This window comes from Gimesia panareensis (assembly GCF_007748155.1).
GTDB classification, from domain to species: domain Bacteria; phylum Planctomycetota; class Planctomycetia; order Planctomycetales; family Planctomycetaceae; genus Gimesia; species Gimesia panareensis.
Map to the genome: position 1 here is coordinate 24902 of NZ_CP037421.1, position 24126 is coordinate 49027.

A 24126-nucleotide genomic window follows, 5' to 3' on the forward strand; every position below is an offset into this window, starting at 1 on the left:
GACAGGTTATTTCAGAAGGCCCTCACGAGCGCTGGAGCCAGTTGGTCTCTACCTTACAGCCTCGGGAATGAAAAATCGACTCCACACGGAAGATTTTGAGCGAGACCTCGGCAGGCGTTCATTTCTGCTGTGAAGAGAGCGTGGTCTTGATCTGGGGGATCAGCAGGTCGGCGACTTTGCGCTGTCCAGCGGTGTTGGGATGCATGCCGTCGAGGAGCAGATCGTCGGTCGACTGGCCAGGCTGTTTGCCATACTCTTCAAAGGCCTGATAGATGTCGACCAGGGGGACCTGTTTCTCGCGGGCGATTTCGCGGACCGACTGAGCGTAATCTTTGAGAAACAGGTTGAAGCCCTGGGGATCTTCGGCATCGTAGGGTGGCTTGCCATACAATTTTTTGATACGCGGTATCCAGCGAAGGGAATTGGAGGTCATGAGAATGACTTTGATCTTGCGCTTTTGCAATTCGTCAATCAGGGAACGGAGGTTGGCCTCGTACTGTTTCTTTGAGACGCGCGATTTGGTGGCCGGCGGATTTTTCCAGACATCGACGGCGGAATCGTTGATGCCGAACTGAATCACGACGAGGTCGGGCTGTCTCGCGAGGACATCTTTTTCGAAGCGGGCGACGGCGTTTTGCGTCGTGTTGCCGCCGATACCGGCGTTGATCACGTTGACGGGGACCCCCTGCTGAGGCAGTTCTTTAGCGAGGATCGTGGAATAGACGACCAGCGGTCCGCGGGGGGCGGTGGTGGAATCGCCAAAGGTGACGATGGTGGTCGGTTTTTGATCCGCGGCGGGCAGTTCGTTCGTTGAGAACAGGGTGATTATCAGCAGTAAGCAACAGCAAAGGCAGGTGGTTGCGCGGTGAATCATGGTGTTAGCCCTGTCTATGATGCGGGTTCTAAAGGGATGCTGAGCGTCAGCGCGTAGATTCAGACTAAACGATGGCAGGTGGGTATGCAATTGTGAAACGGTCGCGAATCAGAAGATGGCCGGCAGACCCAGATCGCGGCGGCAGCTGGAGAGCTGGGCCAGATGGAAGCCGAAGTGATTGGTGAGCAGCAGCGAGATCGCCTGGCCGACCGTCTGGATGGGGGAACCATCGAAGAGTTCAATGCCGTGCGGTTTTTCAGTGACTTCGGGAGTTGCCTTACTGGCCATGTTGCGGAGGGTCTCGTAGGCGGTGAGGTTCGCGGCGATCAGGGCCTCGCGCTTCAAGCCGTCGTCCGGCTGGACATCGTCGTTGGAGCCGGGGCCGAAGGCCTGCACCCAGAAGGAGTGTGTTATGCTGCCGCCGAGGAAGGACTGTCCCATTTCCCCGACGATGGCGAGGTGCCCGAGGATCCAGACGGGGGGATGCCCGTGCCCCTGGCCGGGCATGAAAAGGGTCTCCGCGGGCAGGTCGGCCATGATGGTTTCGAACTGTTTCAACTGCAGCTGGTTGATGGCGATTTCGTTCTCGAACATGGCGCGGGGCACTCCGGGTTTTTCTGGTGATGGGAACCTCTACACTGATAATACAGTAGTCTTGTGCGAATCAGGAGTCAACGAGGTTGTTTTTGAATTCGAACCACGAAAGGCACGAAAAATTCTGTTAGTCCGTGTTCAGTTCTTCGATGGGAATCACGGCCAGTTCGGCGCTGTTGAGGTTGCCGCGGCGGCCGCCGTTGTTGGAGTAGCCGACGTAGAGCTGCCCGTTGTGTTCCACGGCGCAGGGATAGGAGAGGCTGAGCCGTTTGGCGGATTCCCCGGGCTGGTTCGGGTGCAGGGAACGTCGGATGACGAAGATTTTCGAGAAGACGTTTTCGCCCGGGCGGGAAACGGCGATGGTCAGGGGAGACCGCTGGCCGCCCCGATCCTGGGCGGTGTTGCTGACCAGGTAACGCTGGCCGGTGCTGAGGATGCCGGTCGCCGGTTTGGAGGGGACCATCCGCAGATTGCTGACGCGGGAGGGGCTCCAGGTCTGTCCCTGGTCTTCGCTGATCGCGAGGAGGGCATGAGTGCCGCCCCCGTAACGGGCGAGATTGAAGACGCGCTTGCCGTCGACCCAGAGGGCAGACTCGCCCCACATGCGGGTGATGTTTTTGGCGGCGGGGATCTGCACGTAGTCCCAGTGCGTGAGGTCGTCACCGTGGCTGAAGGCGACGGCTGCGGGGAAGACGCGGTCGTGGGCGTAAGGTCCGCCCGAGAGGCCGGGCATGATCCAGTTGCCGTTCTGCAGTTTGACCGGCTGGTTCATGGGCCAGAATCCATTCTCGATAATGGTGCCATGTTTCGTCCAGGTGCCGGTTTTTTCGTCGAGTGAATAGGCGCGGGTGTGGATCTTCTGCATGCGATTATAGTAGGCCCCCTGAAAGGCCCAGAGCTGTCCCTGGTGCGAGAGGAAGACGCCGTGACTGACGGCCAGGTTGTCTTCGTCGCCGGCGTCGATCAGTTTGAGGTCGCTCCAGGTTCGTCCGTCGTCGCTGCTCACGCGATACTGGGCCTCTTCGCCGACGGTGTTTTCTTTGCCTTTGTTGTGTCCGAAGGAGGCGTAAAGTTTGCCCTTGTGCCAGCAGAGCCCGACGCCGTGCAGAAAGGTGTAGCCGTCGTGAGGCTTGTCCCATTTCTTGATGACTTCAAAGCGGACGTGTTTGAGTTCCGGAATGTCCGCAGCCGCGGGCAGAGGCCGGCTGTCATCCCAGAGAGATGCGGGGGCGGTTTCTTCTGCGTGGAGCGGAGCCAGAGTGAGGAGGGTCGCCACAACCAGGGTGAGCAGCTGCATGTGTTGTGCCTTGTGTGAATGGAGATTGAGTTTACGCGATGACGGGCGGAGTTATGATTATAACGTAATCGGGGGGAGGGGTTGAGTCAAACCCGGTGGTACCGCGAAAGGTTTGAATGGTTTACTACCACGAAAGGCACTAAAGACACGAAAATGGAAATTCGAGGTCAGGTATATTAAGTTCTAAAAATCCGGGGAGACGGAAGCGTGAGCAGAAATGGAAGTGATATATCCTTTGGAGAAGACCTTGACTGAAACAACGAGACAACAGATTGAGGCGGCCCTGTTTGCAGACGATGACGGAAACGTGATCGGACTGGAGGAAGTCCAGTTTCTGGAAGAACCGACGGCATCACGTATGGCTATTTTACATGTGGCACTCATTTCGACAGATCTTGAGTTACGGTACCGGGCCGCCCTGGTTTTGACCGCCTGGGGAGATGATCGAGGACTCGATGATCTGGAGCAACTGATCAAATTGCGAATTGACCGGCAGGGAATTGAGATTCCCCACCGGATCCACGGTTATAATAATTTATATGATGAATTTGCCTATGCTGTTTTTCTTTGGAATGACTCTCAGAAGCGGACAGCAGATCGGCGGCGGATTTATTCCCGACTGCTGGCTCTGTATGGAGAATGTGATTTTGAGTCGAAGTTCAAACACGCGCTTCTGAATTCGGATTTTTCAGAACTGTTGCCCGAAGTGATTCAGGCGATGCAGCGTGCTACAGCACGAGATAAGATCTACCTGGCAAGTCAACTACTGCCAGTGATTGCCAGATGGGATACGGAAGCAGCCTGGGACCTGTTTGATGAATTTTTAAAGCAACCGGCCCAGACTCCCCATCCAGCTATCAATGTTGCAGAGGCGCTGGGATATTTTGATTCCGACGCGGGACTTCAATTACTAAAAAAGCTCATTGTACATCCTGATTCCGTGGTGGCCAATCAAGCGAAATGCGTGCTGGATGATCAGGAAATGGAACCATGAACGACGACAAAACACAGAACAGAGACGCAACGGACCCGAGTACACCAGCGGACCAGTGGTCAGTGTGGCGGCAGGGGGATGACGGGAACCGGTTTGTGATGGCCGAGGGGCTCAGTGAAGCAGCGGCACGGCAGATGGTGGCTGAGTTTGAAGCGCGGGGGCATAAGCAGCTGTATCAGGCGAGTCGGATGCGGTAGTGCTGTGTCACAGGTTCCGTCACTGTTTGTGGTGGGTTCAGAAATATTCTGCGTCAGATAGCAGATTTTTCGAAAGTTAGTGTGATCCTTTTTTGTGACACTGCGTTGGACTGCTATACTGCAGAGAGCCGTTACCCGGTTCGGGTTTCTTTTCCCGCCAGTTCTTCTTGAAGCCCGGACGCTGGTCGTATTCACTTTACGTACATTCCCGTCTGTGAGCAGTTCTGTGTCGATGAAGGTTTCTCAATCGAACGAGCGTGTCCGGATCACGGATTTCTCCCCTTTTGCGCTGTTGGCATCGCTGGCTGTGATTTGTTTCATGGGGGCGATGTTTTTTCAGCTGAGTGACGACTGGCTGCTGCCGGATTCGTTTATCAAAAAGTCCAGCCGGGACCTGGTGGAGTTGTCCCCTTATCAGGATACGGTGTTGTTTTTCGCAGCGCTGAGCCTGCTGGCTTACGCATTCGCCTGGGTGGGCACCTACACGAGTGTCGTGTTTGATCCGTCGTCAGGTCAGGTGCACTGGAAACGGATCTCGGTGCTGGGCAGGAGGTCGCTGACGTTTCCGTTGTCGTCGGTGACGAATCTGTTTGTGGAAAGTGGTCAGGCCCTGGGCACCCGTGCCTACGACCGTTATCACTGCAAAGTCATGCTCTGCGTGGATGGACAGTTTCTGGATCTCTCCAAGGGGGAGACGCGGGTTGATGCCAGAGGGCTGGAGCGTTATCGCGAGCTGGTCCAGGAAGCCCGGGCAGCGATCTGGCCGGAGGGCAAGCCGCCGGTGTCGGCGGAAGGTTCGCTGATCAACGCCGATGATCCGCAACTGTTGCGGGAAAAGTCCGGATTGTCTGAGATTTCAGCTGGTATATATGCATTGACGCGATTTCACTTCGTGGTGCCGGTGGCTGTGGCGACGCTGCTGTTTCTGCTGTATCAGCTGCTGATCAACGTGCCGGGTTACTGGGGGACCTTTCAAGAGGGGGTGGGTCAGTGGCATGTGCTGCAGATGGTCCTGGCTTTTCTGGCGCTGACCATCGTGCCTGTGTGCATGGTCGGGGTGATGCTGTTATTTGCGATGATCGGGCTGTGGGATCGGATTGTGTTTGATACGCTGCAGCGGGAAATCCGCACATGGCATCTCGGGTTTTTCAGCTGGTCGCGGCAGCGGTTTGACTTTGACGAGATTGTCGAAGTGCGTCTTCAGGAACACGAGGATGATGCCGACGCCCGCTTTGGTGTGCTGGGAAGTTATACGCAAGTGGTGCTGGTAACGCGTGAGGCGGAGTGCATTCCGGTCAATGACAGTTCTTACGGGGTCGAACATCGAGTGTCCTGCTGCTGGCTGGCAGCGGCGCTGAATTCCCTGCTGGAAGTCGACGAAGGGGCTGAGACACCGCGCGCCGATGTACTTCCGCCTCCCCGCCGCAGGCTGGTAAAACGGCCTGTGCTGACCACTTTCAGCGTCCTGCTGGCCCTGTTTGCCGGCATGCTGACAGTAGCGTTTCTGACGCATGATGCTGCGGACTCCCCGCAGGTCGTGACGGTTGAACAGAAACGGGGTCTGCCGCCCCTGGATGCAGAGACGCTGGCCCATCCACCCGAGGTCAGTGTGGCGTCGGCGACGTATGATTTCGGAACCGTGAATCTGTTCTCTGCGATCCATCCGAAATTTGAACTGACCAACCGGGGCGCAGGGCCGCTCAAGATCGGCAAGATCAAAGCATCGCGGAATGAGATTTATCCGCAGCTGGGGAAAAAGGTACTGCAGCCGGGCGAATCGACGGTGCTGGAATTTGAGTACAAGCTGGGATCACAACGAGGCCGTCATGAATACACGTTGAATGTGCAGACGAACGATCCCGAGCAGCGCGAGTTGCAGCTGCAGGTTGTCGGGGAGGCGGTGCCCCTGATCGCGACTGATCCCGAACCGCTGGTGATTCCCAAGACTGCGGGAGAGGCGGCGGTGGGAACGGTGCTGGTGACGACCAGGAAAGACGCGGCCTTTCAGATTGTGGGATCGGAAACAAGCGGCAAGCATGTCACGCTCGAGATCGAACCGGTTGAGGAGGGGCGGCAGTACAAGGTGATTGTCACTGTGCACAAGCACCCGGATATTCAACAGGGCAAACGGAGCCGGTTTTCGGAATGGGTGCATCTGCAGACCGATGACCCGGGGAAATACGGGCGGCTGGCGTTTGCGGTGAAGGGCGAGTTTGCGCGGTGAAGAGGTTAACCTGCCTGAACGCGATCACGTTTTGATACTGTACCCAGGGTCAGACAGATCATTCTAGAAAATGGTAAAACAAAAAGAGATCAGCAAGGCTGGTCAAACCTGTATCTCCGTCTAAAAAGTAATAGATTCGTGTTTGCAGGTACGACTCATTCAAGCCGATGATTTCATGAACAGAACAAAAATGATCTACTTAGCAGCAGTTGCCTGATTGTGATAGTAGGAATCGGATGGAAGCAGACATCCAGAAGTGCTTATGAAACCGCCAGTTACAGCGTGTTGGAATCGGACGATGTATTTGAAATCAGAGAGTATCCCGATTTGAACCTGGCTGTCACACAGGCGGAGCTCGACTCTCAGAGCAAAGACGGCAGTTTCATGCGGTTATTCCGTTATATCGATGGAAACAACGCGCGGCAGCAGAAAGTGGCTATGACGACTCCCGTCTTCATGAATTCCCAGAGAACGGATGCCCCGGGCCAAATGGGATTTGTGATTCCCCGCGATCTCAAGGAGGCTGAGATTCCGGAGCCTGACAACGCTAAAGTGAAGCTTTTCCAACGCAAGGGTGGCCAGTTTGCAGTCATTCGATTCAGCGGGCGGATCAATGAAGCAACCGTCCAGCAGGCTGAAGAAAAACTGAGAGCCTGGGCTGCGAAGAAGGAGTTGCAGCTGGCCGACGAGACTGAGTCTGCCGGCTATGATCCTCCCTGGACCCCAGGTCCCTTTCGCCGGAATGAAGTTCACATTCGCCTAAGTCAGAGTTTGTAGAATGCCTGTTACTGATTTCATTTTTAAAAGATGTGAGGAGCCACTCTTCCATGACGAAACAATCCCGGAAGATGGAGTGCATGGAGGTGTGGGGAGGAAACCAGCCGGTTGATCGAGAACTAACGACAACGGGTCTGGATATCTGGGTTTACAGCAAACCCTATGCAGCTGCCTCCTCAGGAGGGGATGTCTACTATGTTTCTTCGTGTTCCTCGGGACGCATCACCCGATTGCTTCTGGCTGATGTCAGCGGTCATGGTGAAGCAGTGTCAGACCGGGCAGAAGTACTACGACAGTTGATGAGACGGCACATTAATCACATCAATCATGCCTCTCTGGTGGATGCGATTAACAATGATTTCGAAGCCGAATCGAAGCGGGGCGCCTTTGCGACGGCTGTCATCGGTACCTATTTTCTACCGTCGAAAACACTGAGCTTAATCAACGCGGGGCATCCGAGTCCTTTGATCTACCATGAATCATCTGGGAAATGGAGTTCACAGGACCTGAGCAGTGCAAGTGGCGACTCCCGAAACTTTCCACTGGGAATTCAAGCCGACCAGAATTATTCGAGTACGAAAAGCAAACTGAAAACGGGCGACCTGGTTCTTTGTTTCACCGATGGATTACTGGAAATGGAACGGCCCGATGGCAGTATGCTGGGAAAAGCAGGCCTGCTGGAAATACTCGCGAAGCTGGACCCGAGCAACCCGAGTCGATTGATCACTCAGCTCGTTCAGCTGCTGGATCCACACGATCGACTGATCGGTTCCAACGATGATCTTTCAATTGTGTTGTTCCGCAGAAACCATCAACGCGTCTCAATGGTTGATAATGTCCTGGCTCCAGTCCGTGCAGCAAAACATCTTTTACAGAGGTTTCACTCGTCAGAATGAAGAGCCCGGCTGATCGCCGATTCCCGCGAGTCGTACCGGCCTGTGTTGTAATGCCTTTAATTGATCTGTGCTGCGAGTCCCTGGACTCACTTACAGGTGCGTTGTTGTAAATCGTTCTGGATGGCAGTGATGATGGCTTCGCACAGTGATTGCACCGGATAGGGTTTCTCCAGAATCGCGAACGCTCCTTCCGTGACCGCGGAGCCTGCGGTATCCTGGTCCAGCGAGCCTGAGACCAGAATGGTGGGCAGTCGGTAGCCGGCGGCCTTCATGTTTTTCAACAGTTCCAGACCGTTGCAACCGGTCAGCTCGAAATCGGTGAGCACGCAACCACAGGAGTCGGCAGCGGTGCTGCTCAGGAAGTCTTCCGCGGAGGCGAAGGCTTCGACGTGCAGCCCGTAGCTCTGTAACAGTGCGACGTAGGAATCTCTGACATCTGCATGATCATCGATGATGAAAACGCGTGGTTGATAGTACGCTGGTAATCGCTGTATTCGTTCCATCTTTAGAATTGCCACTCTTAGATAGGGTCCAACCTGTAATACGACACTTATAGTATTTTCGAGCTGATTGTGTAAACTGATATTTTGGTCCGATTTAGGTGAACTTCTGACAGGTACAGTGTTTATGCATATCGATCTTTGATCGCTGACCTATTCCACACTGGTGGTGCAGATTCATCTCTCGTGGCTGGTGCCGTTGTTGATAATGGGTGGGGAATGGGCTGTGGCTTGTGGTTTGCGAGGTGTTCCTTTCCCGGACGCAACACTGATAGTTTCCTGCTCGCTGCGCTCGGCCCGAATTGCATTCGGGCATACCCGGTTGCACCACGAAAAAGTTGAATGGTTTACTACCACGAAATGCACGAAAGACACGAAAAAAAGTGAGGCGTGCAGGAGAGAAAAGGGGTGACCCCGAATGGAATTCGGGGTTGTCGGAGACAACAGGAAACTGACAGGGTAAAAGTACGATCTGGTATTCCCTTTTCGGCCTCAGTAAAGATGGACTTTGGTATGTTCCAAGCCAGGCGGGCGGACACATGGGGCGCGCCCCTGCGTTTTTGATTCAGTGATGGAGTTGATCATGGAAGAATCCGTTATGAATAGTTTCTGTTTCGATCACTGTCGGACAAGCCGACTCTGGTTCACGATTGTGTCAACTGATGGTTTGGATTTTGTGGAAGGGCGCACGGGGGTCAAGAGGAGTTCTGCGGGGACCGGTTCCAGAAACGGATTTATGCGGTCATCAGTGGGAGAGGAGTGACCGAAAGTGGTTTTAATTGGCAAAAAATGGTACGGAACAGAGAGAAGGTATGCAGGAAGATCAGGTGAAGAACTGGAAAAATCGGTCGATGTTCCAGTGAATCTTAAGAACCAGCACGGCAGATGCACTATCGAAAACAGGCGTGCTCGCGCGCGACGCATAACCAGGAGTTGTACGATTCGGCGAGAGCGAATCAAGTTCAATGTTTTCAGTTTGTTCAGGGAGACAACGGGCAGCGGTGTGCGTTGATCCGGCGCATAAAAAAAGGGCTGGAAGCCCAAGCTCCCAACCCTCAGTGGATTTCTCCTGTGTTTAAGTAACACTTAATCTGGTCGTGAGCATCACTGACGACTACTCAGTCCTTGCGGTCTGTCTTGGGTTCATCGACGGCGGCTTACTTCCAGGTTCGTTGTTATACACGCTAACTTCGGCAACATTTCAGGCAGAACTTGAATCATGGTGCTCAAAAAAATGGCAGATTTTTTCGAGTGAAATTGTAACCGGCAAGACATGAGCGAAAGTTAAAACTGTTTCATTCCGTCTCCGATCATTTGTTCAAATGCAGGGTGAGATGTGCCCGTGAAAAACTGCTTACAACTCCGGAATTGGATCATCGTTTTTGATGTCTTCTTCTTCCCAGTTTGCCTGACCGTTTTCATAACGCAAGATGCGATGCTTGCTGCCCGGGGCCGGCTTTTCGTTGACCGTGGGGAGCCAGGTGCGATGTTCTTCAATCAATTTCGCATAATTGGGATCGTTGATCAGATTTTTCCATTCCGTGGGATCCTGCTTCATGTCATAAAACTCTTCCGATCCGTCAGCGTAGTGAATATAGCGATAATTTTCCGTGCGGACGGTAGTGTTATTGCGGTTATGGGACGTGATCGCGGGCCACTTGCGGGGCGTGTTGGCATCCTTGAGCTGTGGGACCAGCGAGTGACCTTCAAGGTCGGTACGGGGAGGCAAGCCGCTGAGTTCAACCAGCGTAGGATAGATATCCAGAAGCTCAGCCGGCTTGCTGCAGACGGCGCCTTCGGTGATGCCCGGCCCGGCGAAGATGAGGGGGACGCGGGTCGAGCGTTCCCAGAGCGTGTTCTTGCCGGTGATCAGTTTCTCACCCAGGTGCCAGCCGTGATCGGACCAGATGACGATGATCGTGTTTTCGGCCAGGTTGTTTTTCTCAAGTGCATCGACGACGCGTCCAACCTGGCTGTCGACGAAGCTGGTACAGGCGAGGTACGAGCGAACGAGATTGTGCCACTCGTTGGCTTCCTTGAGAAACTTGAGCCGGGGCTCGGGAAGTTTCCAGTGCAGGTACCAGGAGAAGCGGGGGGTGTCATCACGGTCGACGTCGAGAACGGGGGGAAGTTGGACGGTGTCCGCGGGGTAGAGGTCGAACCATTTCTGTGTGGCGTAGCAGGGGACGTGCGGCAGGAAGAAGCCGACCGAGAGGAAGAAGGGTTCGGTCGGTTTCTTGTTCAACTGATCGACGGCCCAGCTGGCGACCTTCCAGTCCCCTTTCTCTTCATCCTTGTGGGGAAAGGTGCCCCAGTCGACGAGGGGATGCGGGTTGGGAGTGTTGACCAGTTTTTTCGGAGGCTTCACGCCGACACCCGCGGGGGGGCCGAGGACATTGAATTCTTTATCGTTTTTCTTGCGACCGTATCCGCCGTGATAAATTTTGCCGGTGCTGTAAGTTTTATAGCCGTTCTGTTCGAGGTACTGAGGGAGCGAAACGCGGTCTTTGAAACGATCGACCGTGCGGAACCAGGGGGCCAGTCCGTAGATGCCGGTGGTCGTGGGCCGCAGGCCGGTCATCAGGCTGGTCCGCGAGGGATTGCAGAGGGGGGACTGGCAGTGGGCGTTGGTAAACAGGGTTCCCCGGGAGGCAACCTTGTCGATGTTGGGGGTTTTGATCTGGGGGTGCCCTTTCAGGCAGCCGATCCAGTCGTTCTGGTCGTCGATGGCGATAAACAGAATATTCGGTTTTTGAGCCGCCTGGAGAGGTGTGCAGACGAGGCAGAGGAGAACAGTCATCAGGAGCAAGCGCATCCGAGGTCCCTTTCGCTGAATCAAATAGAATCAAAATGTATAAAGCCTTTCTATCATAACCATCCGGGGAACCGAAAGAAAACAGGGGATCGTATCAACAGTGTCGATTTCTCTTGAGAGCGGGTTTTCGTCTGGATTACATCAACCATTGCCGATATATTGGACGATATTCAGAACAGGCGATTTTCTTAGGCGCGGGTAAAATCATGCTTTCATTCTGTGATCACAATTATCGCAACGGTCGGCGGGAATTCCTGCGCGTGGGCGGTCTGGCGCTCGGCGGGTTGACCCTGCCTGGTCTGATGTCGCTGAAAGCACGGGCGGCGGGTTCAGGGACGCTGCTGAAGAATAAGTCGGTGATCTTCCTGTTCATGCATGGCGGTCCGAGCCAGATTGAGACATTCGATCCCAAAATGACCGCGCCGTCGGGCATTCACTGTGAGACGGGCGAAGTGAAGACGAAGATCCCCGGCGTGACGTTCGGGGGGACGTTTACGAAGCTGGCGCCGCTGGCTGACCGGATGTCGATCGTCCGCTCGTATCGTTCGGGGGACAGTCGCCACGACATCAAGCCGATCGTGCACAAGGATACGCTCGATGCCAACCTGGGTGCGCTGTACTCCCGCGTGGTGGGTGCGAATCATCCCGAGAACGGGATGCCGACGAGTGCGGTGCTGTATCCGCAGGCCATCGACGAAGAGATGATGCCGGCGTTCACGAAGTTCGGCAAATTCGATTCGCCCGGGCAGATGGGAAGTGCCTACGCGCCGTTCGTTCCCGGAGCTGGGGGGGACATGCAGTCAAATATGACGCTGTCGATTCCGCAGAATCGCCTGGATGATCGGAGGCAGCTGTTAACCAAACTGGATCGGGCTCGCTGGGCGGCTGACAAAAGCGACACGTTCGCAGCTGCGTCGGAACTGCAACAGCAGGCGTTTGACGTGATCCTGGGAGGCGTTTCGAAAGCCTTTGATCTGTCAGACGAAGATCCGCGGGTCGTGGCGCGATACGATACGGCGCCGCTGGTTCGTCCCGAAGCGATCAGCCGGCGGTGGAAGAATTATAAACGTTACATCGATAACGCGCAGTCATTAGGAAAGCTGCTGCTGATGGCACGGCGCCTGTGCGAAGCGGGTTGCGGGTTTGTGACGATCACCACGAATTTTGTGTGGGACATGCACGCCGACAGCAATAACGCGGGGGTGGCTGAGGGGATGGATTATATGGGCGTCCCCTTCGATCATGCGGTCTCGGCGTTTCTGGAAGATGTGCACGCACGGGGTTTGAGTGATGACATTCTGCTGGTCTGCACGGGCGAAATGGGACGGACTCCGAAACTCAATAGCCGGGGCGGCCGCGATCACTGGGGCAATCTGTCGCCGCTGATGCTGAGCGGGGGCGGTCTCAACATGGGGCAGGTGATTGGTCAGTCAGACCGACACGCCGGGAGTCCGCAAACCGAGCCGATCGAACGCAAGGACCTGGTGACCAGCATCATGCACACGCTGTTCGACCTGGGCGCGCTGCGGATTACGCGGGGCGTGCCCAACGAAGTGGTGCAGGTCGCGACGGCCGGGAATGTGATTCCGGGGCTGTTCTGAATGTTTAAGGTGCTTCTTCGGCGATGATCTCAACGCCTGAGAGTAGAGTGCTTCCTTTGATGGCGTTCAATTCCACAGTGAGCTGGTCGGTCGCAGCGACTCCCTGGAATTCGTGCATCGTACCACGATTGTCTCCCTGTGCTGCTTTCACGATATCCAGTTCCTGCAGCACGGGTTTGCCCTGCAGGCTGACATCGAAGATGCGCTGACCGGGCCTGGTGCCTTCTTCCGGTTCCAGAAAGTAGAGGCGGACCGTGTAACGGCGTTCGGATTTCGCATCCGGGGCGAGTTTGACGGTGAGGCTCGTTAGGCCTTCCGCACCAGAGGCGGCGACCCACTTTAAATCGCCCGACTCGACGAAGGCGGAGTGTTTGCGGAAGTATTTCAGATTGTTACCAGCAACGTGAACCGAAATCACAGGCGATGATCCGCCGACATTCGGGTAATCCAGCCAGAGCGTGCCGTTGTCGGCCTGTCGGTCTCCGGGCGCGCCGAGGTTGATGCCCACGCGCTGGACTTCATCCTGTTTCGCATCGACGGCCAGGGCACTATAGCTCCAGACTTCCGATTCGGGTACGTGTGTCAGCGCCAGAGAAGTAAACAGGGAATACCCACAGCTGCAGCCGTGGGCCATGTTGGGGGAGTTGAGCACGCCGTTCGCGGGGACCAGGCTGTTGCGACAGCCGGTACGGAAGCCTTCGAGCCGGGAGGTGTTGGTGCTGTCGATATCGCAGAAACCGGCCGAGTCGGCGCGGAAGGTCATCAGGTGGGGGCTGGCGATGGCGTAGTTGCAATGGTGTCCCGATTTGGTGAATTCCCAGGGGATCGGTTTTCCCGTGATGGGATTGGTGCGGAGGATCGGTTCCCCGGTTTCGAGGTCATACGATTTTCCCGGGCCGCGCTGATCCAGGATTCGATCGTTCCAGATAATGATTTTATCCCAGAGATTTTCGGGGTGACCGCGGAACCCCTGACCTTTGGCATATTTCTTCCAGAGTTCGGAGCCATCTTTACCGCGGAAGGCCGAGATGCCTTCCCGGTTGGTGACGAGCAGGACGTCTTTGCCTTTGCTGTATGAGATCCAGGTGCCGATGACGTCTGTTGATTGTTCCCAGATGACTTTTCCGGTCTGAACGTCAATGGCTTTGATGTATCTTTCTGCGAGTGCCTTGGGAACTTCTCCCCGGCGTTTATAGTCGCTGTAAAAGTTTTCCAGCGCGCCGTCGAAGACATAAATCCGATCGTCGCTCAGTGAGACCACCGGGAAGCTCAGTTTGGCCGGGTGTTTCCAGATGATTTTTCCGGTGTGCCGATTCATGGCGATCAGTTCCAGAGGCAGCTTGCCGAACTTCTTACCCATTTTGGGGGAGACCCGAAACGCGGAGGTCAGCAGCAGATCCTCGTGAACGCGAATCCGTCCCCATTGGTCTTCGGGATTGGGAAGTTTGAATTCGGCCAGAGTCTTGCCCGTGGCCGGATCGAGGCGGAGGCAGATATTGTCGCTGTTGACGAGGTAGATGCTGTCGTCGGTGGCGAGAAAATGGAACCCGGCGAGTTTGTTTTCGTAGTCCTGTCCGCGTCGTCCCGGGCTGTTTTCGGGAGTCTCTTTGAGCGGAATCTGCCAGAGAATCTGTCCTGTGTAAACATCGACGGCGGTCAGTTTTCCGGGCCCCTGCAGAAACATGCGACCCTGAATGACAGCCGTACTGGGGCCCCAGTCGTGACGATTGTAAAACAGATCGCCGTGCCCGGCAGGACCGCCGAACCAGAGCACACCCAGGGGGGCTTTGACGAGCTCGTCATGCGACATCAGGGTATTGGAGGCATCGCCGTATTCGTGGGTCCAGTCAGCAGAACCGGGGAGGGCCCCCACGCGTGTGAGCAGGGTCCATGACTGTTTCCGTTCCAGCTTGGCGCGGGGCAGCAGTTTCTCGTTGACCGTTGTTGATAAACGATCAAAGTCTTTGTCGGATAATGCGAGACAGGCCTGGCCGCCATAGGGGCGCAGGGAGTGATAGATGGTTTTCCAGGCTTCCGCAGTCAGTGGTTCGCCGAGGGTTTTGAGATCTGCGGAGACGATCAGTTCCGCCAGATAGGCAGGCAGGTCGGATCCGAGCGGCTCTCCTTGCAGAATCACGATCCGCGAGCCGTAGACTCCTGCTTTGTCGAAGTGCTGACGAAGATCCGCGACTTTCTGCTGGTCTGGTTCAACAGCGATGATATTCAGGTCTGACTGCTGGACCAGCTCTTTGAGCAGGCGTCCGTCTCCGGCACCCAGTACGAGGCAGTATCCTTTACCGGGCTGAGTGAGCGCGAGCAGATCACGGGTTTTGCCGGTCCCTTCATCTGCGCCTGATGCGAGCTGCGTCCGTTCTTCAGAAAATGTGTCTGGTTCTGTCTGTTTGTCGCTGAAACAGAGCAGGCTGCCTTCCTGCGTCACGACGACCAGCGCACCATTGGCAGCGATCATCGAGGCGGGTGTCTCTGTCAGTGTCTTCGTCCAACTGACAGTAGCGCTCTTTCCCTCTTCCGCGAGGTCCAGGGCGAAGATCATTTTTCCCTGATGACCGAACAGCTGGTTGCCGGCTTTCAGATCGAGTTGGGGAGGATGTGCTTTGGCCCAGGCGGCATATTCTTTCTGTGAGATGCCCTGGGGTTGGGGCGCGGGCAGGCTCCAGATCTGATTGAGGACGGTTTTAGAAACTTCTTTTCCGCGACGGTCTATCGATTTCACAATCTTCAGTTTTTCCAGGTCGTAAGCGACGAGTTTCCCCCCTTCCGCGAAGTAGACTTTGTCGTCAGTGAGCACGGGATTGCGGGCGGAGACGTCGTATTCTTTTTTGGCATCCATCTGGAACGTGGAACCGCCATGAAAGATATAGGGGCCGATCGAGGAAATATGATAGTTAGTCGCCCGGTTGCCGTAGCGGTGGGAAATGAACTTGCCTGTTTCCAGATCCAGACAGGCGGCGACAGAACGTCCACAGGGAATCAGCAGACGATTACCATTTTTCACGAGGTAGCCCTGGGGCGTCAGACCTTTGAGGGCTTTCATTTCCGGCTGCGGCGGTTCGAGTGCAGCACCGGTCTCTGCATCCAGTGTATAGAGAAACGTTCCCTCGAATGGCCAGACACCACAGGTGAAATAAATCTTTCCCTCTGAAAGTACGGCACCACCGCGGATAGGCCAGACGGAAGAGAGCCGCCCGTTCGCCAGTGCTTTGCGTCCGTTGGGGGCGGCACGAAACTTCCAGCGCAGGGAACCGTCGGCTGCATTGAGACAATAGAAACAGCCATCATCGGCTGCAAAGTAAACGTTTGGTCCAGAGACGAGTGGTGCGAATCGCACGGGGCCGTTGGCATAATAGCGCCATTTCTGTTGACCGGAATTCAGGTCAAATGCGGAGACGGAATCATTGCGTGAAGAACCGACAAATATTGTGTCGCCAGAGATCACTGGTTCATAGTGCGCGTCGAACTGAATCCGGGGATCTTCCGGCCAGGCGGGTTGAATCGCACCGAGTTGGCGAGACCATTGCAGGTGGAGCGTTTCCGGGAGTTGCTCAGAAGTGGCCGCGGTGCGTTGTGCATCCTTGCGCCAGGCAGGCCAGTCTTCCGCCTGCAGTGAAGCAGTACAGAGTAGACAACTCAAAAGGCAAATCCAGGACAAACCGGCCAGTCGCAGAACTCGAGAAGACATGCACAAACTCCATGAAATAAATGAGAAGTCAGATAATGCAGAAGCAACCGAAATAGAAGCAATGTCTCTGTTTTCGTGAATCCGGGCGAGGTCTCAAATTGAGCTTTACCTGCCTGCGCCCTTCCTTATATTAGACTAACTCAGTCGATTCAGATTTAACAGAGCACTCCCCGGACTTAACCGGAATTTCATCCTCTGTGAGACTGGTCTCTGCAAACCGATTTCGTGAACCCGCACAGATAATTCTTGACTCACATACTATGTCACACATAGTATATATAGGAGAGGCCCAAATCTGTGATTAGTCAAAGCGAGAGGGTGAGCAGCATGCGAGTCGAACGGGAACTGATGCGGGGTGCCGGGCCAGTGGCGGTATTGAAGCTGCTGGAAGACGGCGCCAAATATGGTTATGAACTCGTGGAAGCATTGTCTGAGCAGACCGATGGTGTACTCAACATGGGACAATCGACACTTTATCCGCTGCTGTACAACCTGGAGTCCCAGGGATTGATCCGCCCCAGTTGGCAAAAATCGGGGAATGGACGCAAACGCAAGTATTATTCACTGACGGCCAAGGGGAAGAAACGGCTGGCAAACGATACGGCACAGTGGATCGCGGTCACGAATGCGATGCAGAGCCTGGGGATTCTGTCCGGAACCCAACCGAAGTTGCAGGGGGGTGAAGCATGAATGCGGTCTCTGCCGAAAAATTTGACTGGAAAAAAGTTCTGCAAACGCCGGTTTCTCAATTAATGCGCGGTCAGGTGACCGGCCCCCAGGAGCCGCTGGAACTGGTTGATACTTCCGCCTTCTCTGACCGGCTGGTCGAATCCCTTTGGGCTGTTACGGATCCGTTACCCGGTCGCTTGCGAGTGAAATCGGTGCGTCGGCTGGTCCAATCCTGCAGTTCCTTGCTGAGGGAGGGTTGTGCGGAGGCCCAACTGATCGAGCAGCTGAGTGAGCCGGCGAGTATTGCGACACTGATTCGTGCGACGCGCAGCACAGACTGGATTTTCAATGCACCATTGCCGGCCCGCTTATGGCCCGTGGTGGAGCGGATCGTGGTCAATCCGCGCGTCAAGTGGTGGTCGGCCCGCAGAATGTTGCGGCGTGTCTGTCAGAATTTAAGGTGGCAGCTGGATGCGGGACATGCGCCGGATGAGATCATTTTACAGTGCGGAGAGGCGGTGGCGCTGAGTGGCCTGGCGTATGAGACGAATACGGTGGGTGAACTGCTGGATTACCCGCTGCCGGAAAACTTGATGTCCGTTGTGCTGGATGTGGTGCAACGGTCGCGGCTGTGGCCCGGGGAGAAACGGGATGTGGCGCTGGAATTGTGTGCGCACTTTGCTGACGGCCTGGAGAAGGGGGAAAGTGAGGCGGCGCTGCTGGAGTCGTTCGGTTCTCCGCAAACCGCTGCGAAGTTAATCCGCCGGGCCCGTTTGCGGAACCGGCCATTAGCCTGGCGGGCGCGACGACGAACCTGGCAGGGATTGCTCGTGATGTTGTTGCTGTTACTGATTCCCTGGGCTGTAGTGACGGTGCGGTTAATGGTGGCTCAGCCAACGATCAAATCTGATCCGATTGAAAATCTGGACAAGCAGAGCCGCGCGATTCCCAGGGACGAGCGTGCGTGGCCTTTGTATCTGCAGGGTCTGGCAGATTTTTCCAAACGGGGAGCGGATGAGTTTGACAAGCTGCGGAAAGCGAATGCGTTCGAGGGGCCTGCCAGTGAGAGCTGGCCTGAAGCGAAAGCATTTTTGAACAAGCATGTGGGAGTCGTCGAGCATTTCCTGCAAGCGGCCAGTCTGCCGGAGCTGGGTTTCATTAACCGACCGCGGGCAGACGACTACGATGGTTTTGATGAGTTCTGGAAATTAAACCGTCCGTATGAACTGAATCCACCGGGTGCGAACCGATTCCAAATTATGTTGCCCCAATCCCAGGAACTGGGTTACAAAATCATGCCTGTGCTGACCGGTGCCGTTTATCTGGCAGCCGAAGAGGGTGAGGCAGAACGCTGTCTGGAACTGTTACTGGCGCGTATTAATGCGGCGGACCATTATCGTCAGACAGGGCCCTGGGTCATCTGTCAGAATAGTGCGAATGATTTGGCAGGTCGTGCTGCTGAACTGGCGAAACAGATTGTTGAGCGATATCCCAACCTGTTCAATGAGCGGCAATTAAAAATCCTGCAGGAACAGCTCAGCAAAATGCCGATACCAGCGCTCAACTTGGAACCTTCCGAGGAATACCTGAAACATATTTTACAGTATATGTATACGGACGACGGAAATGGAAACGGTCGATTTACAGTAGCTGGCTTTCACGTGTTAAAGAGACTGGTAGAGAGTTCCATGAAGAATCGTGAGATATTATTATCCACGATTCCGTCGCTGGTCTGGCAGGATTCAAGAGAGCCTGATCGAAGTGAATGGATTCCATTTCAAATCAAGTCGGGTATCCTGGCACTGCAGATTGCCGATCGAAAAGAAATGCGGCGTGAATTGCTGTATCTGAATCACCTGTTCTGGGAGGCGATCACCAAAGGGACACCTGAAACAGAGGCTGCCTATCAGGAAGAATATCAACGTTTGATGGATTCACCTGCGTTGCGGATCAAATATCTGCCTGCCTTGATGGTGATGTCGCCTTTCCAGACCTCCAGCTACTGGACTTCCAACAGGAAACCGCTTGCTCAGAAAATGGTGGCTTTGACTCTGATCGCGGCCGAACTGTATCGCCGGAAGGAGGGTCAGTTACCGGAAACGTTAGAGGATCTGGTGCCCGGTTATTTTGCTGAAGTGCCCGTGGATCCCGGGACGGGAATGCCGTTGCGCTATCAGATCCGGGACGGACAGCCCGTGGTGGAGGCGGAATCGCTGTCAGCGAAGGAGACGAAGTGAGAGTCGTCAGGACAGTTCCAGAACCTGCCGAACCTTGACAGCCAGCTCATCGCGGGAGAAAGGTTTTTTGAGGAACCAGGCATGTTCTTTGTCAATGCCATGCTCGTCCAGAACGTTTGCTGAATAACCAGACATATATAAAACTTTCAGATCCGGCTGAAGTTCCTGGATCGCCCGGAAAAGCTCTTTACCGCTCATTTCGGGCATCACGACATCTGTGATCAGCAGATCAATGGTTCCTTTAAAATCCATCATCATTTGAATACCGTCTCGGGGACTGGTGGCTGTGATCACGCGATATCCAAGCGAGAGCAGAATTTCCCGACTGATTTTTGCCAGCATCGGCTCGTCCTCGATGAGGAGAATCATTTCGTCAGTTCCGCCGGGTGTGCGGAAAGCGGGTTCCACTAAGTGTGAAGGGGTTTCGTCTCGTCGACAGGGAAGAAAGACCTGAAAGGTAGAACCACAGCCGGGTTGACTCTCGACCTGGATGAAGCCCTGATTCTGTTGCACAATCCCAAAGACGGTGGACAGGCCAATGCCAGTCCCTTTTCCGGCAGGTTTAGTGGTAAAGAAGGGTTCAAAAATCCGGGTCTGCGTTTCCTCGTCCATGCCGGTGCCGGTATCAGAGACAGCCAGTACGGCAAATTGACCGGGTAGATAACCGGGGTGTAAGGCGCAGAAATCCTGATCGAATTCCCTGCTCAATGTTTGAAGTGTAATTTTTCCGATTCCGGAAATGGCATCACTGGCATTCACGCAGAGGTTTGCGAGAATCTGATCCAGCTGTGAGGGATCCATTTTGACAATGCATCCCTCAGATTCCGGTTCCCAGACCAGTTCCACTTCTTCATTGATCAGGCGCCTCAAGATGCCGAGCATTTCTTCGATGGTCTGATTCACATTGACGAGTCTGGGCTCGTGGTCCTCCTTGCTGGCAAAACCCAGCAACTGCTGTATCAGATCGGTGGAACGATCTGCTGCGTCACGAATTTCTGTCAGATGTTCATAGAGCGGTTGATTCAAATCTTTTTCCAGCAACGCCAGACCAACATGCCCCTGAATCACGTTCAACATATTATTGAAATCGTGCGCGATCCCTGCTGTGAGTCTGCCGATCGATTCTATTTTCTGGGATGCGACAAGTTGCTCCAGCAGCTCCTGGTTTTCCTGTTCCAGGTGTTTGCGGTCAGTGAAATCTTCGGTCAGGGCTAGAATACCACCGATCGAAGTTGGCGATTCGTACCAGGGTTGGAGAATCCAGCGATCCCATTGCACGGATCCATCTTTTCGCAGGAAGAGTTCTTCGTCGCGGAGAGTTGTCCCGGAAAGAGCCTGTTGATGGGCTACTTTCCAATGGTTGGGAATTTCGGGGAAGACTTCATAGTGCGATCGCCCCGGTAGTATTTCGTTGTCCAGGTGATAAGCGTCGATCCAGCGCTGGCTGGTTGCCAGGTAGCGCATATTTTTATCGAACAATGCGATAGCAATGGGGGCATTTGTAACAAAGCTTTGCAAATCTTCTGTACGGAGTCCCGGGTTTAGTTCTGATTTGCCGGCATAAATCACAACCAGCGCGCCCATGATCTTACTGGCATGTCCATAAATGGGAGCGATGTCACCGCTGATCACCAGGTGACGACCCTCCCGGTTGGTCAGGGAGGCATGGTCGACAAAAATTGAAGGCGTACCCGTTTGCAAGACGCTCTCCAGACGCCGATGCATTTCAGTTCGAATCTGTTCATTTTGAAAAATGAAGATGTCAAAGAAAGCCTGCCCCTGGATTTCTTTGAGCTGCTGCCCGAGCAGCCGCTCCGCTGCGGGATTGACGAGCATGATCTGTTGGCGGTCATCCACGGCTATCACAGCATCAACCATGTTCTGCAAGACTGCCTGATGCCAGTTCAAGCGGTTCATTCAGTAGACCCTTAATTCCGATTTTCGCCGGGTATTGAATTGATGTGATGATACGATCGGGAAGTGAATGTGTTTCTCAGACTTTTTGACGGGGTAGCTGATGAAACTCTGGTGAATATGCTAGCTGTCATCTTTAAAAAAGAAATGATTCAAAAGTATAAGTGTATGGAAGATCCTGGTGTTGTCACCGTCGGGTCCCTGTCATACGATGACCTGCGATGCATTTGTCAATAAACTTCTCAAGAAAGGTTTAAGGATATGATTACGGTCGGAATGAACTATCACGTCATAGAGGGAAAGCAGGACGCCTTCGAAGAGAAATTTGCCAGTGTCTTGCAGGCCTTGCAGTCAGCCGAGGGGCATACCACATCGAGTTTATGGAAAGATGTGAGTGACAGCGCTTCTTACATGATTACCAGCGAATGGTCCGATGAACAGGCATTCCTGGACTTCATCCACAGCGATGCCTTTCATGCAGTCACCGACTGGGGCAAAGAAGAGATTTTGTCAGATCGCCCACGACACAAAATCTACAAGCACTGATCGCAGTTCACTGTTCCCGCCACATTCATGAATGCGGCAGGCACAGCTGGACTGACTCTGTGATTTGAGATTTCGATCGATTGACACAACACCGGCTTTCCTGATCCACACTCACATACCTTTTGGAATGCGGTCTGGATCAGGTGGTCCCTGCTGTGCCAGGTTTAATCGACCTCTATATTTTTGATGAGCGACAGCGATTCGTCATTCGAACTGACTTCGGTAGTTGTCCTACGATGAAATTCCGCCAGTTCTTCGAGCTTCGAGAGATTATCCGGGTTCTCGTCCCAACCCAGCTCTCTGGTTAACTCGATCATTTCGGTGGTAATCGGGTGCCGGTTCTTCACGCATTTGCGATGAACCAGCGGTCTGCCAGAGGTATCCACCTCCACCATCCGATTAAGCCAAATCAGCGAAACTGACAGGATGACCATCAACCCCACACAAAAAGTAACAGGACCGATCAGCAACGAATGTAACATCGACACCATTTTCTTCAGATAAAGCAACAAACATTCTGTAAATTTCCGGGGCCTTCGGTCTCTGTGATCAGCATTAAATTGTCAGGTATCTCATGCCGGTTTCCCAGTCGTCGCTGAGTTCCACCAGGACCGCGGTCACCAGCCTCAGCAACGACTCCTCATTGGGAAACAGTCCCGCTACGCGGGTACGCCGTTTTAATTCCTTATTCTGCCGTTCCAGCATGTTTGTGGTTCGCATCCGCTTGCGATGACCGGCAGGGATGGTGAATACGGTCAGTCCTTCCGGGATGTTTTCTTCCGCCCAACTCGCCAGTTTCGGAGCTGTTTTTTCATGAGTGGAAACGAACCGTTTCAGTTCATTCAGCGCATCATCCAGGTCTCTGGCATTAAAGATATTGCGTAATTCTTCGCTCACCTGTTTGCGCAAATGAACCTTGGGAACGTATTGCATCGCGTTTTGCATCAAATGGAACTGGCAACGCTGCCAGGGCGTTCCAGCAAGCATGTTCTGTCGTGCCGCTTTCAGGCCTTCGTGTGCATCACTGACGATCAGCTTCACGCCATGCAGGCCGCGCTGGTTGAGTGAACCCAGGAATTCACGCCAATGGACTTCGGCTTCGGAGAGCGACACAGACACTCCGAGCACGCTCCGGTGACCGCTGGCCAGGACGCCGATCGCAATCAGCACGGCACAGTCCCGCACGCTGCCCTCCACGCGAACTTTTTCATAGCGGGCGTCGAGGATCAGGTATTCCACCTGCCCCAGCGGTCGATTACGCCACGTTTCCAGCTCTTCGTCGAGCAGTTTCGCTGCCCGACTGACCTGTGTACTGGTGACATCAAAGCCACAGAGTTCGGTGGTGATTTTGGCGACCTTACGGGTAGAGACGCCTTGAACATACATTTCAGCGATTGCCAGCTTCAGTGCGCGTTCAACTCCGTTCGCCGCGCTCCAGTGCAGAGGGATAAAAGTCGCCGTCGCGTGTCTGGGGCACCTGCAGTTCCAGCTTTCCGAGGCGACTTTGGAATTGATTTCGGCTTGAAACCCGTTGGCATAAGAACGGCGCGTTACGCTGCGTTGATACGGTTCGGCACCGAGGTATTCGGAACGTTCCAGCTTCATCGCTTCGTTGAACAGGATCTGGAGTGCTTGCGACATTTCATCGAATCCATGATCGGCCAGGAGCTGGACAGCGTCGAGAATGTTGTTAGATTGTTGTTGGTGGGCCATGGTTGGAGTTCCTTTTCTGTTGTGGAAAACATTAAAAAGAAACCGATCTGGCCCACCCTTTCAAGGGCTCGCCGGAGTGGTGCTTGTTATTTTCGCTACGCTCAAATAACAAGCACCACTCCGCCACACAGATAATTTACAGAAGAGATGTTACAGTAACTTTCTTCATGACGATTCTCCGATAAAAACCGTAAAAAAAAGATATGAAAATCTGTATGAAATGTCGTCTGATTGTTTGTCGTTTTTTAGCTGCTAATTCGTGCCTCAGCTATTAATGGATTCTCCAGAAACTGCATGCGCATGCGCAACAAACGAGGGTGAGTTTGTAACAATGCGCACTGATTCGAAAAGGTTTGAGGTCAGAACGTGGTACAGAGTTTCTCTTCAGAATAGAGGTGAAACTAAGTTGTACTGAATTGTTCTGGCTCGTTGAAGTGTTGACTCGAATATAGACATATAAGCGAAGGGTGTTATGAGTTTCAGTTTATAAGCTGTATTTAATATTGCAAACTTTTTATTTGATTGGGCTAAAAATATCCCAAAGATTTCGAGACCCCGTTATGAGCAGCAGATAGGGA

General features: G+C 54.1%; 18 protein-coding genes. 9 read left to right on the forward strand and 9 right to left on the reverse strand.

Going from position 1 to position 24126, the window contains the following annotated elements:
* Positions 1-118 precede the first annotated feature (118 nt).
* From Enr10x_RS00110 to Enr10x_RS00120, 3 genes are all read right to left on the reverse strand, one after another.
* A complete protein-coding gene (locus Enr10x_RS00110) occupies positions 119-874 on the reverse strand; it encodes an SGNH/GDSL hydrolase family protein (RefSeq protein WP_145447775.1) in 756 nt (251 codons plus the stop codon).
* A gap of 108 nt (positions 875-982) precedes the next feature.
* The gene (locus Enr10x_RS00115) at positions 983-1468 is read right to left on the reverse strand and encodes a DinB family protein (RefSeq protein WP_145447776.1); all 486 of its coding nucleotides are present in this window, start codon (positions 1466-1468) and stop codon (positions 983-985) included.
* A gap of 127 nt (positions 1469-1595) precedes the next feature.
* On the reverse strand, positions 1596-2765 hold the full coding sequence (locus Enr10x_RS00120; RefSeq protein WP_145447777.1) for a sialidase family protein: 1170 nt from the start codon (positions 2763-2765) through the stop codon (positions 1596-1598).
* Positions 2766-3012: 247 nt separating this feature from the next.
* Here Enr10x_RS00120 and Enr10x_RS00125 point away from each other — a divergent pair, with 247 nt between their 5' ends.
* From Enr10x_RS00125 to Enr10x_RS00145, 5 genes are all read left to right on the forward strand, one after another.
* Positions 3013-3759, forward strand: a complete 747-nt coding sequence (locus tag Enr10x_RS00125; RefSeq protein ID WP_145447778.1) for a hypothetical protein — start codon at positions 3013-3015, stop codon at positions 3757-3759.
* The gene (locus Enr10x_RS00130; RefSeq protein ID WP_145447779.1) at positions 3756-3956 is read left to right on the forward strand and encodes a hypothetical protein; all 201 of its coding nucleotides are present in this window, start codon (positions 3756-3758) and stop codon (positions 3954-3956) included. The genes Enr10x_RS00125 and Enr10x_RS00130 overlap by 4 nt, the downstream gene beginning before the upstream one ends.
* 232 nt (positions 3957-4188) lie before the next feature.
* Complete coding sequence (locus tag Enr10x_RS00135) at positions 4189-6180, forward strand: DUF1573 domain-containing protein (RefSeq protein ID WP_145447780.1); 1992 nt, start codon at positions 4189-4191, stop codon at positions 6178-6180.
* Positions 6181-6399: 219 nt separating this feature from the next.
* A complete protein-coding gene (locus Enr10x_RS00140; RefSeq protein ID WP_197997424.1) occupies positions 6400-6957 on the forward strand; it encodes an SOUL family heme-binding protein in 558 nt (185 codons plus the stop codon).
* Between the two features lie 50 nt (positions 6958-7007).
* Positions 7008-7853 (forward strand): PP2C family protein-serine/threonine phosphatase, encoded by an 846-nt coding sequence (locus Enr10x_RS00145; RefSeq protein WP_145447782.1) that lies wholly within the window; start codon positions 7008-7010, stop codon positions 7851-7853.
* An 86-nt stretch (positions 7854-7939) separates the two neighbouring features.
* On the opposite strand, the gene Enr10x_RS00150 is transcribed toward Enr10x_RS00145, so the two are convergent.
* Both Enr10x_RS00150 and Enr10x_RS00155 read right to left on the reverse strand, forming a co-directional pair.
* Positions 7940-8356 carry a response regulator transcription factor gene (locus Enr10x_RS00150; RefSeq protein WP_145447783.1) on the reverse strand — a complete coding sequence of 139 codons (417 nt, stop codon included), beginning with the start codon at positions 8354-8356 and terminating at the stop codon, positions 7940-7942.
* 1351 nt (positions 8357-9707) lie between these two features.
* Entirely contained in the window at positions 9708-11168 is a 1461-nt protein-coding gene (locus Enr10x_RS00155; protein ID WP_145102691.1) for a sulfatase, read from the reverse strand.
* A gap of 206 nt (positions 11169-11374) precedes the next feature.
* Between Enr10x_RS00155 and Enr10x_RS00160 the strand changes: the two genes are divergently transcribed.
* Complete coding sequence (locus Enr10x_RS00160) at positions 11375-12769, forward strand: DUF1501 domain-containing protein (RefSeq protein ID WP_145447784.1); 1395 nt, start codon at positions 11375-11377, stop codon at positions 12767-12769.
* 4 nt (positions 12770-12773) lie between these two features.
* Here the strand turns inward: Enr10x_RS00160 and Enr10x_RS00165 are convergent, their stop codons facing one another.
* On the reverse strand, positions 12774-16469 hold the full coding sequence (locus tag Enr10x_RS00165; RefSeq protein WP_145447785.1) for an outer membrane protein assembly factor BamB family protein: 3696 nt from the start codon (positions 16467-16469) through the stop codon (positions 12774-12776).
* A 327-nt stretch (positions 16470-16796) separates the two neighbouring features.
* Between Enr10x_RS00165 and Enr10x_RS00170 the strand changes: the two genes are divergently transcribed.
* On the forward strand, positions 16797-17159 hold the full coding sequence (locus tag Enr10x_RS00170; protein ID WP_145102698.1) for a PadR family transcriptional regulator: 363 nt from the start codon (positions 16797-16799) through the stop codon (positions 17157-17159).
* Positions 17156-19375 carry a DUF1700 domain-containing protein gene (locus tag Enr10x_RS00175; RefSeq protein ID WP_145447786.1) on the forward strand — a complete coding sequence of 740 codons (2220 nt, stop codon included), beginning with the start codon at positions 17156-17158 and terminating at the stop codon, positions 19373-19375. The genes Enr10x_RS00170 and Enr10x_RS00175 overlap by 4 nt, the downstream gene beginning before the upstream one ends.
* 6 nt (positions 19376-19381) lie before the next feature.
* Here Enr10x_RS00175 and Enr10x_RS00180 read toward each other — a convergent pair whose 3' ends face one another.
* Positions 19382-21292 carry a hybrid sensor histidine kinase/response regulator gene (locus tag Enr10x_RS00180; protein ID WP_145447787.1) on the reverse strand — a complete coding sequence of 637 codons (1911 nt, stop codon included), beginning with the start codon at positions 21290-21292 and terminating at the stop codon, positions 19382-19384.
* Positions 21293-21550: 258 nt separating this feature from the next.
* Between Enr10x_RS00180 and Enr10x_RS00185 the strand changes: the two genes are divergently transcribed.
* Positions 21551-21835, forward strand: coding sequence for an antibiotic biosynthesis monooxygenase family protein (locus Enr10x_RS00185; protein ID WP_145102703.1), 285 nt, complete (start codon positions 21551-21553; stop codon positions 21833-21835).
* Between the two features lie 164 nt (positions 21836-21999).
* Here the strand turns inward: Enr10x_RS00185 and Enr10x_RS00190 are convergent, their stop codons facing one another.
* Positions 22000-22317: a hypothetical protein gene (locus Enr10x_RS00190; protein WP_145447788.1), complete on the reverse strand. Its 318-nt coding sequence runs from the start codon at positions 22315-22317 to the stop codon at positions 22000-22002.
* A gap of 73 nt (positions 22318-22390) precedes the next feature.
* A complete protein-coding gene (locus Enr10x_RS00195; RefSeq protein WP_232093022.1) occupies positions 22391-23548 on the reverse strand; it encodes an IS256 family transposase in 1158 nt (385 codons plus the stop codon).
* Positions 23549-24126: the final 578 nt, after the last annotated feature.

What these genes read in the sequence shown, in the direction of transcription:
- Enr10x_RS00155 (WP_145102691.1), bottom strand. Translation starts at nt 11,168, where the DNA reads ATGCGCTTGCTCCTGATGACTGTTCTCCTCTGCCTCGTCTGCACACCT.
- Enr10x_RS00150 (WP_145447783.1), bottom strand. Translation starts at nt 8,356, where the DNA reads ATGGAACGAATACAGCGATTACCAGCGTACTATCAACCACGCGTTTTC.
- Enr10x_RS00120 (WP_145447777.1), bottom strand. Translation starts at nt 2,765, where the DNA reads ATGCAGCTGCTCACCCTGGTTGTGGCGACCCTCCTCACTCTGGCTCCG.
- Enr10x_RS00190 (WP_145447788.1), bottom strand. Translation starts at nt 22,317, where the DNA reads ATGTTACATTCGTTGCTGATCGGTCCTGTTACTTTTTGTGTGGGGTTG.
- Enr10x_RS00195 (WP_232093022.1), bottom strand. Translation starts at nt 23,548, where the DNA reads ATGGCCCACCAACAACAATCTAACAACATTCTCGACGCTGTCCAGCTC.
- Enr10x_RS00160 (WP_145447784.1), top strand. Translation starts at nt 11,375, where the DNA reads ATGCTTTCATTCTGTGATCACAATTATCGCAACGGTCGGCGGGAATTC.
- Enr10x_RS00165 (WP_145447785.1), bottom strand. Translation starts at nt 16,469, where the DNA reads ATGTCTTCTCGAGTTCTGCGACTGGCCGGTTTGTCCTGGATTTGCCTT.
- Enr10x_RS00135 (WP_145447780.1), top strand. Translation starts at nt 4,189, where the DNA reads ATGAAGGTTTCTCAATCGAACGAGCGTGTCCGGATCACGGATTTCTCC.
- Enr10x_RS00170 (WP_145102698.1), top strand. Translation starts at nt 16,797, where the DNA reads ATGCGAGTCGAACGGGAACTGATGCGGGGTGCCGGGCCAGTGGCGGTA.
- Enr10x_RS00145 (WP_145447782.1), top strand. Translation starts at nt 7,008, where the DNA reads ATGACGAAACAATCCCGGAAGATGGAGTGCATGGAGGTGTGGGGAGGA.
- Enr10x_RS00115 (WP_145447776.1), bottom strand. Translation starts at nt 1,468, where the DNA reads ATGTTCGAGAACGAAATCGCCATCAACCAGCTGCAGTTGAAACAGTTC.
- Enr10x_RS00180 (WP_145447787.1), bottom strand. Translation starts at nt 21,292, where the DNA reads ATGAACCGCTTGAACTGGCATCAGGCAGTCTTGCAGAACATGGTTGAT.
- Enr10x_RS00110 (WP_145447775.1), bottom strand. Translation starts at nt 874, where the DNA reads ATGATTCACCGCGCAACCACCTGCCTTTGCTGTTGCTTACTGCTGATA.
- Enr10x_RS00185 (WP_145102703.1), top strand. Translation starts at nt 21,551, where the DNA reads ATGATTACGGTCGGAATGAACTATCACGTCATAGAGGGAAAGCAGGAC.
- Enr10x_RS00175 (WP_145447786.1), top strand. Translation starts at nt 17,156, where the DNA reads ATGAATGCGGTCTCTGCCGAAAAATTTGACTGGAAAAAAGTTCTGCAA.
- Enr10x_RS00130 (WP_145447779.1), top strand. Translation starts at nt 3,756, where the DNA reads ATGAACGACGACAAAACACAGAACAGAGACGCAACGGACCCGAGTACA.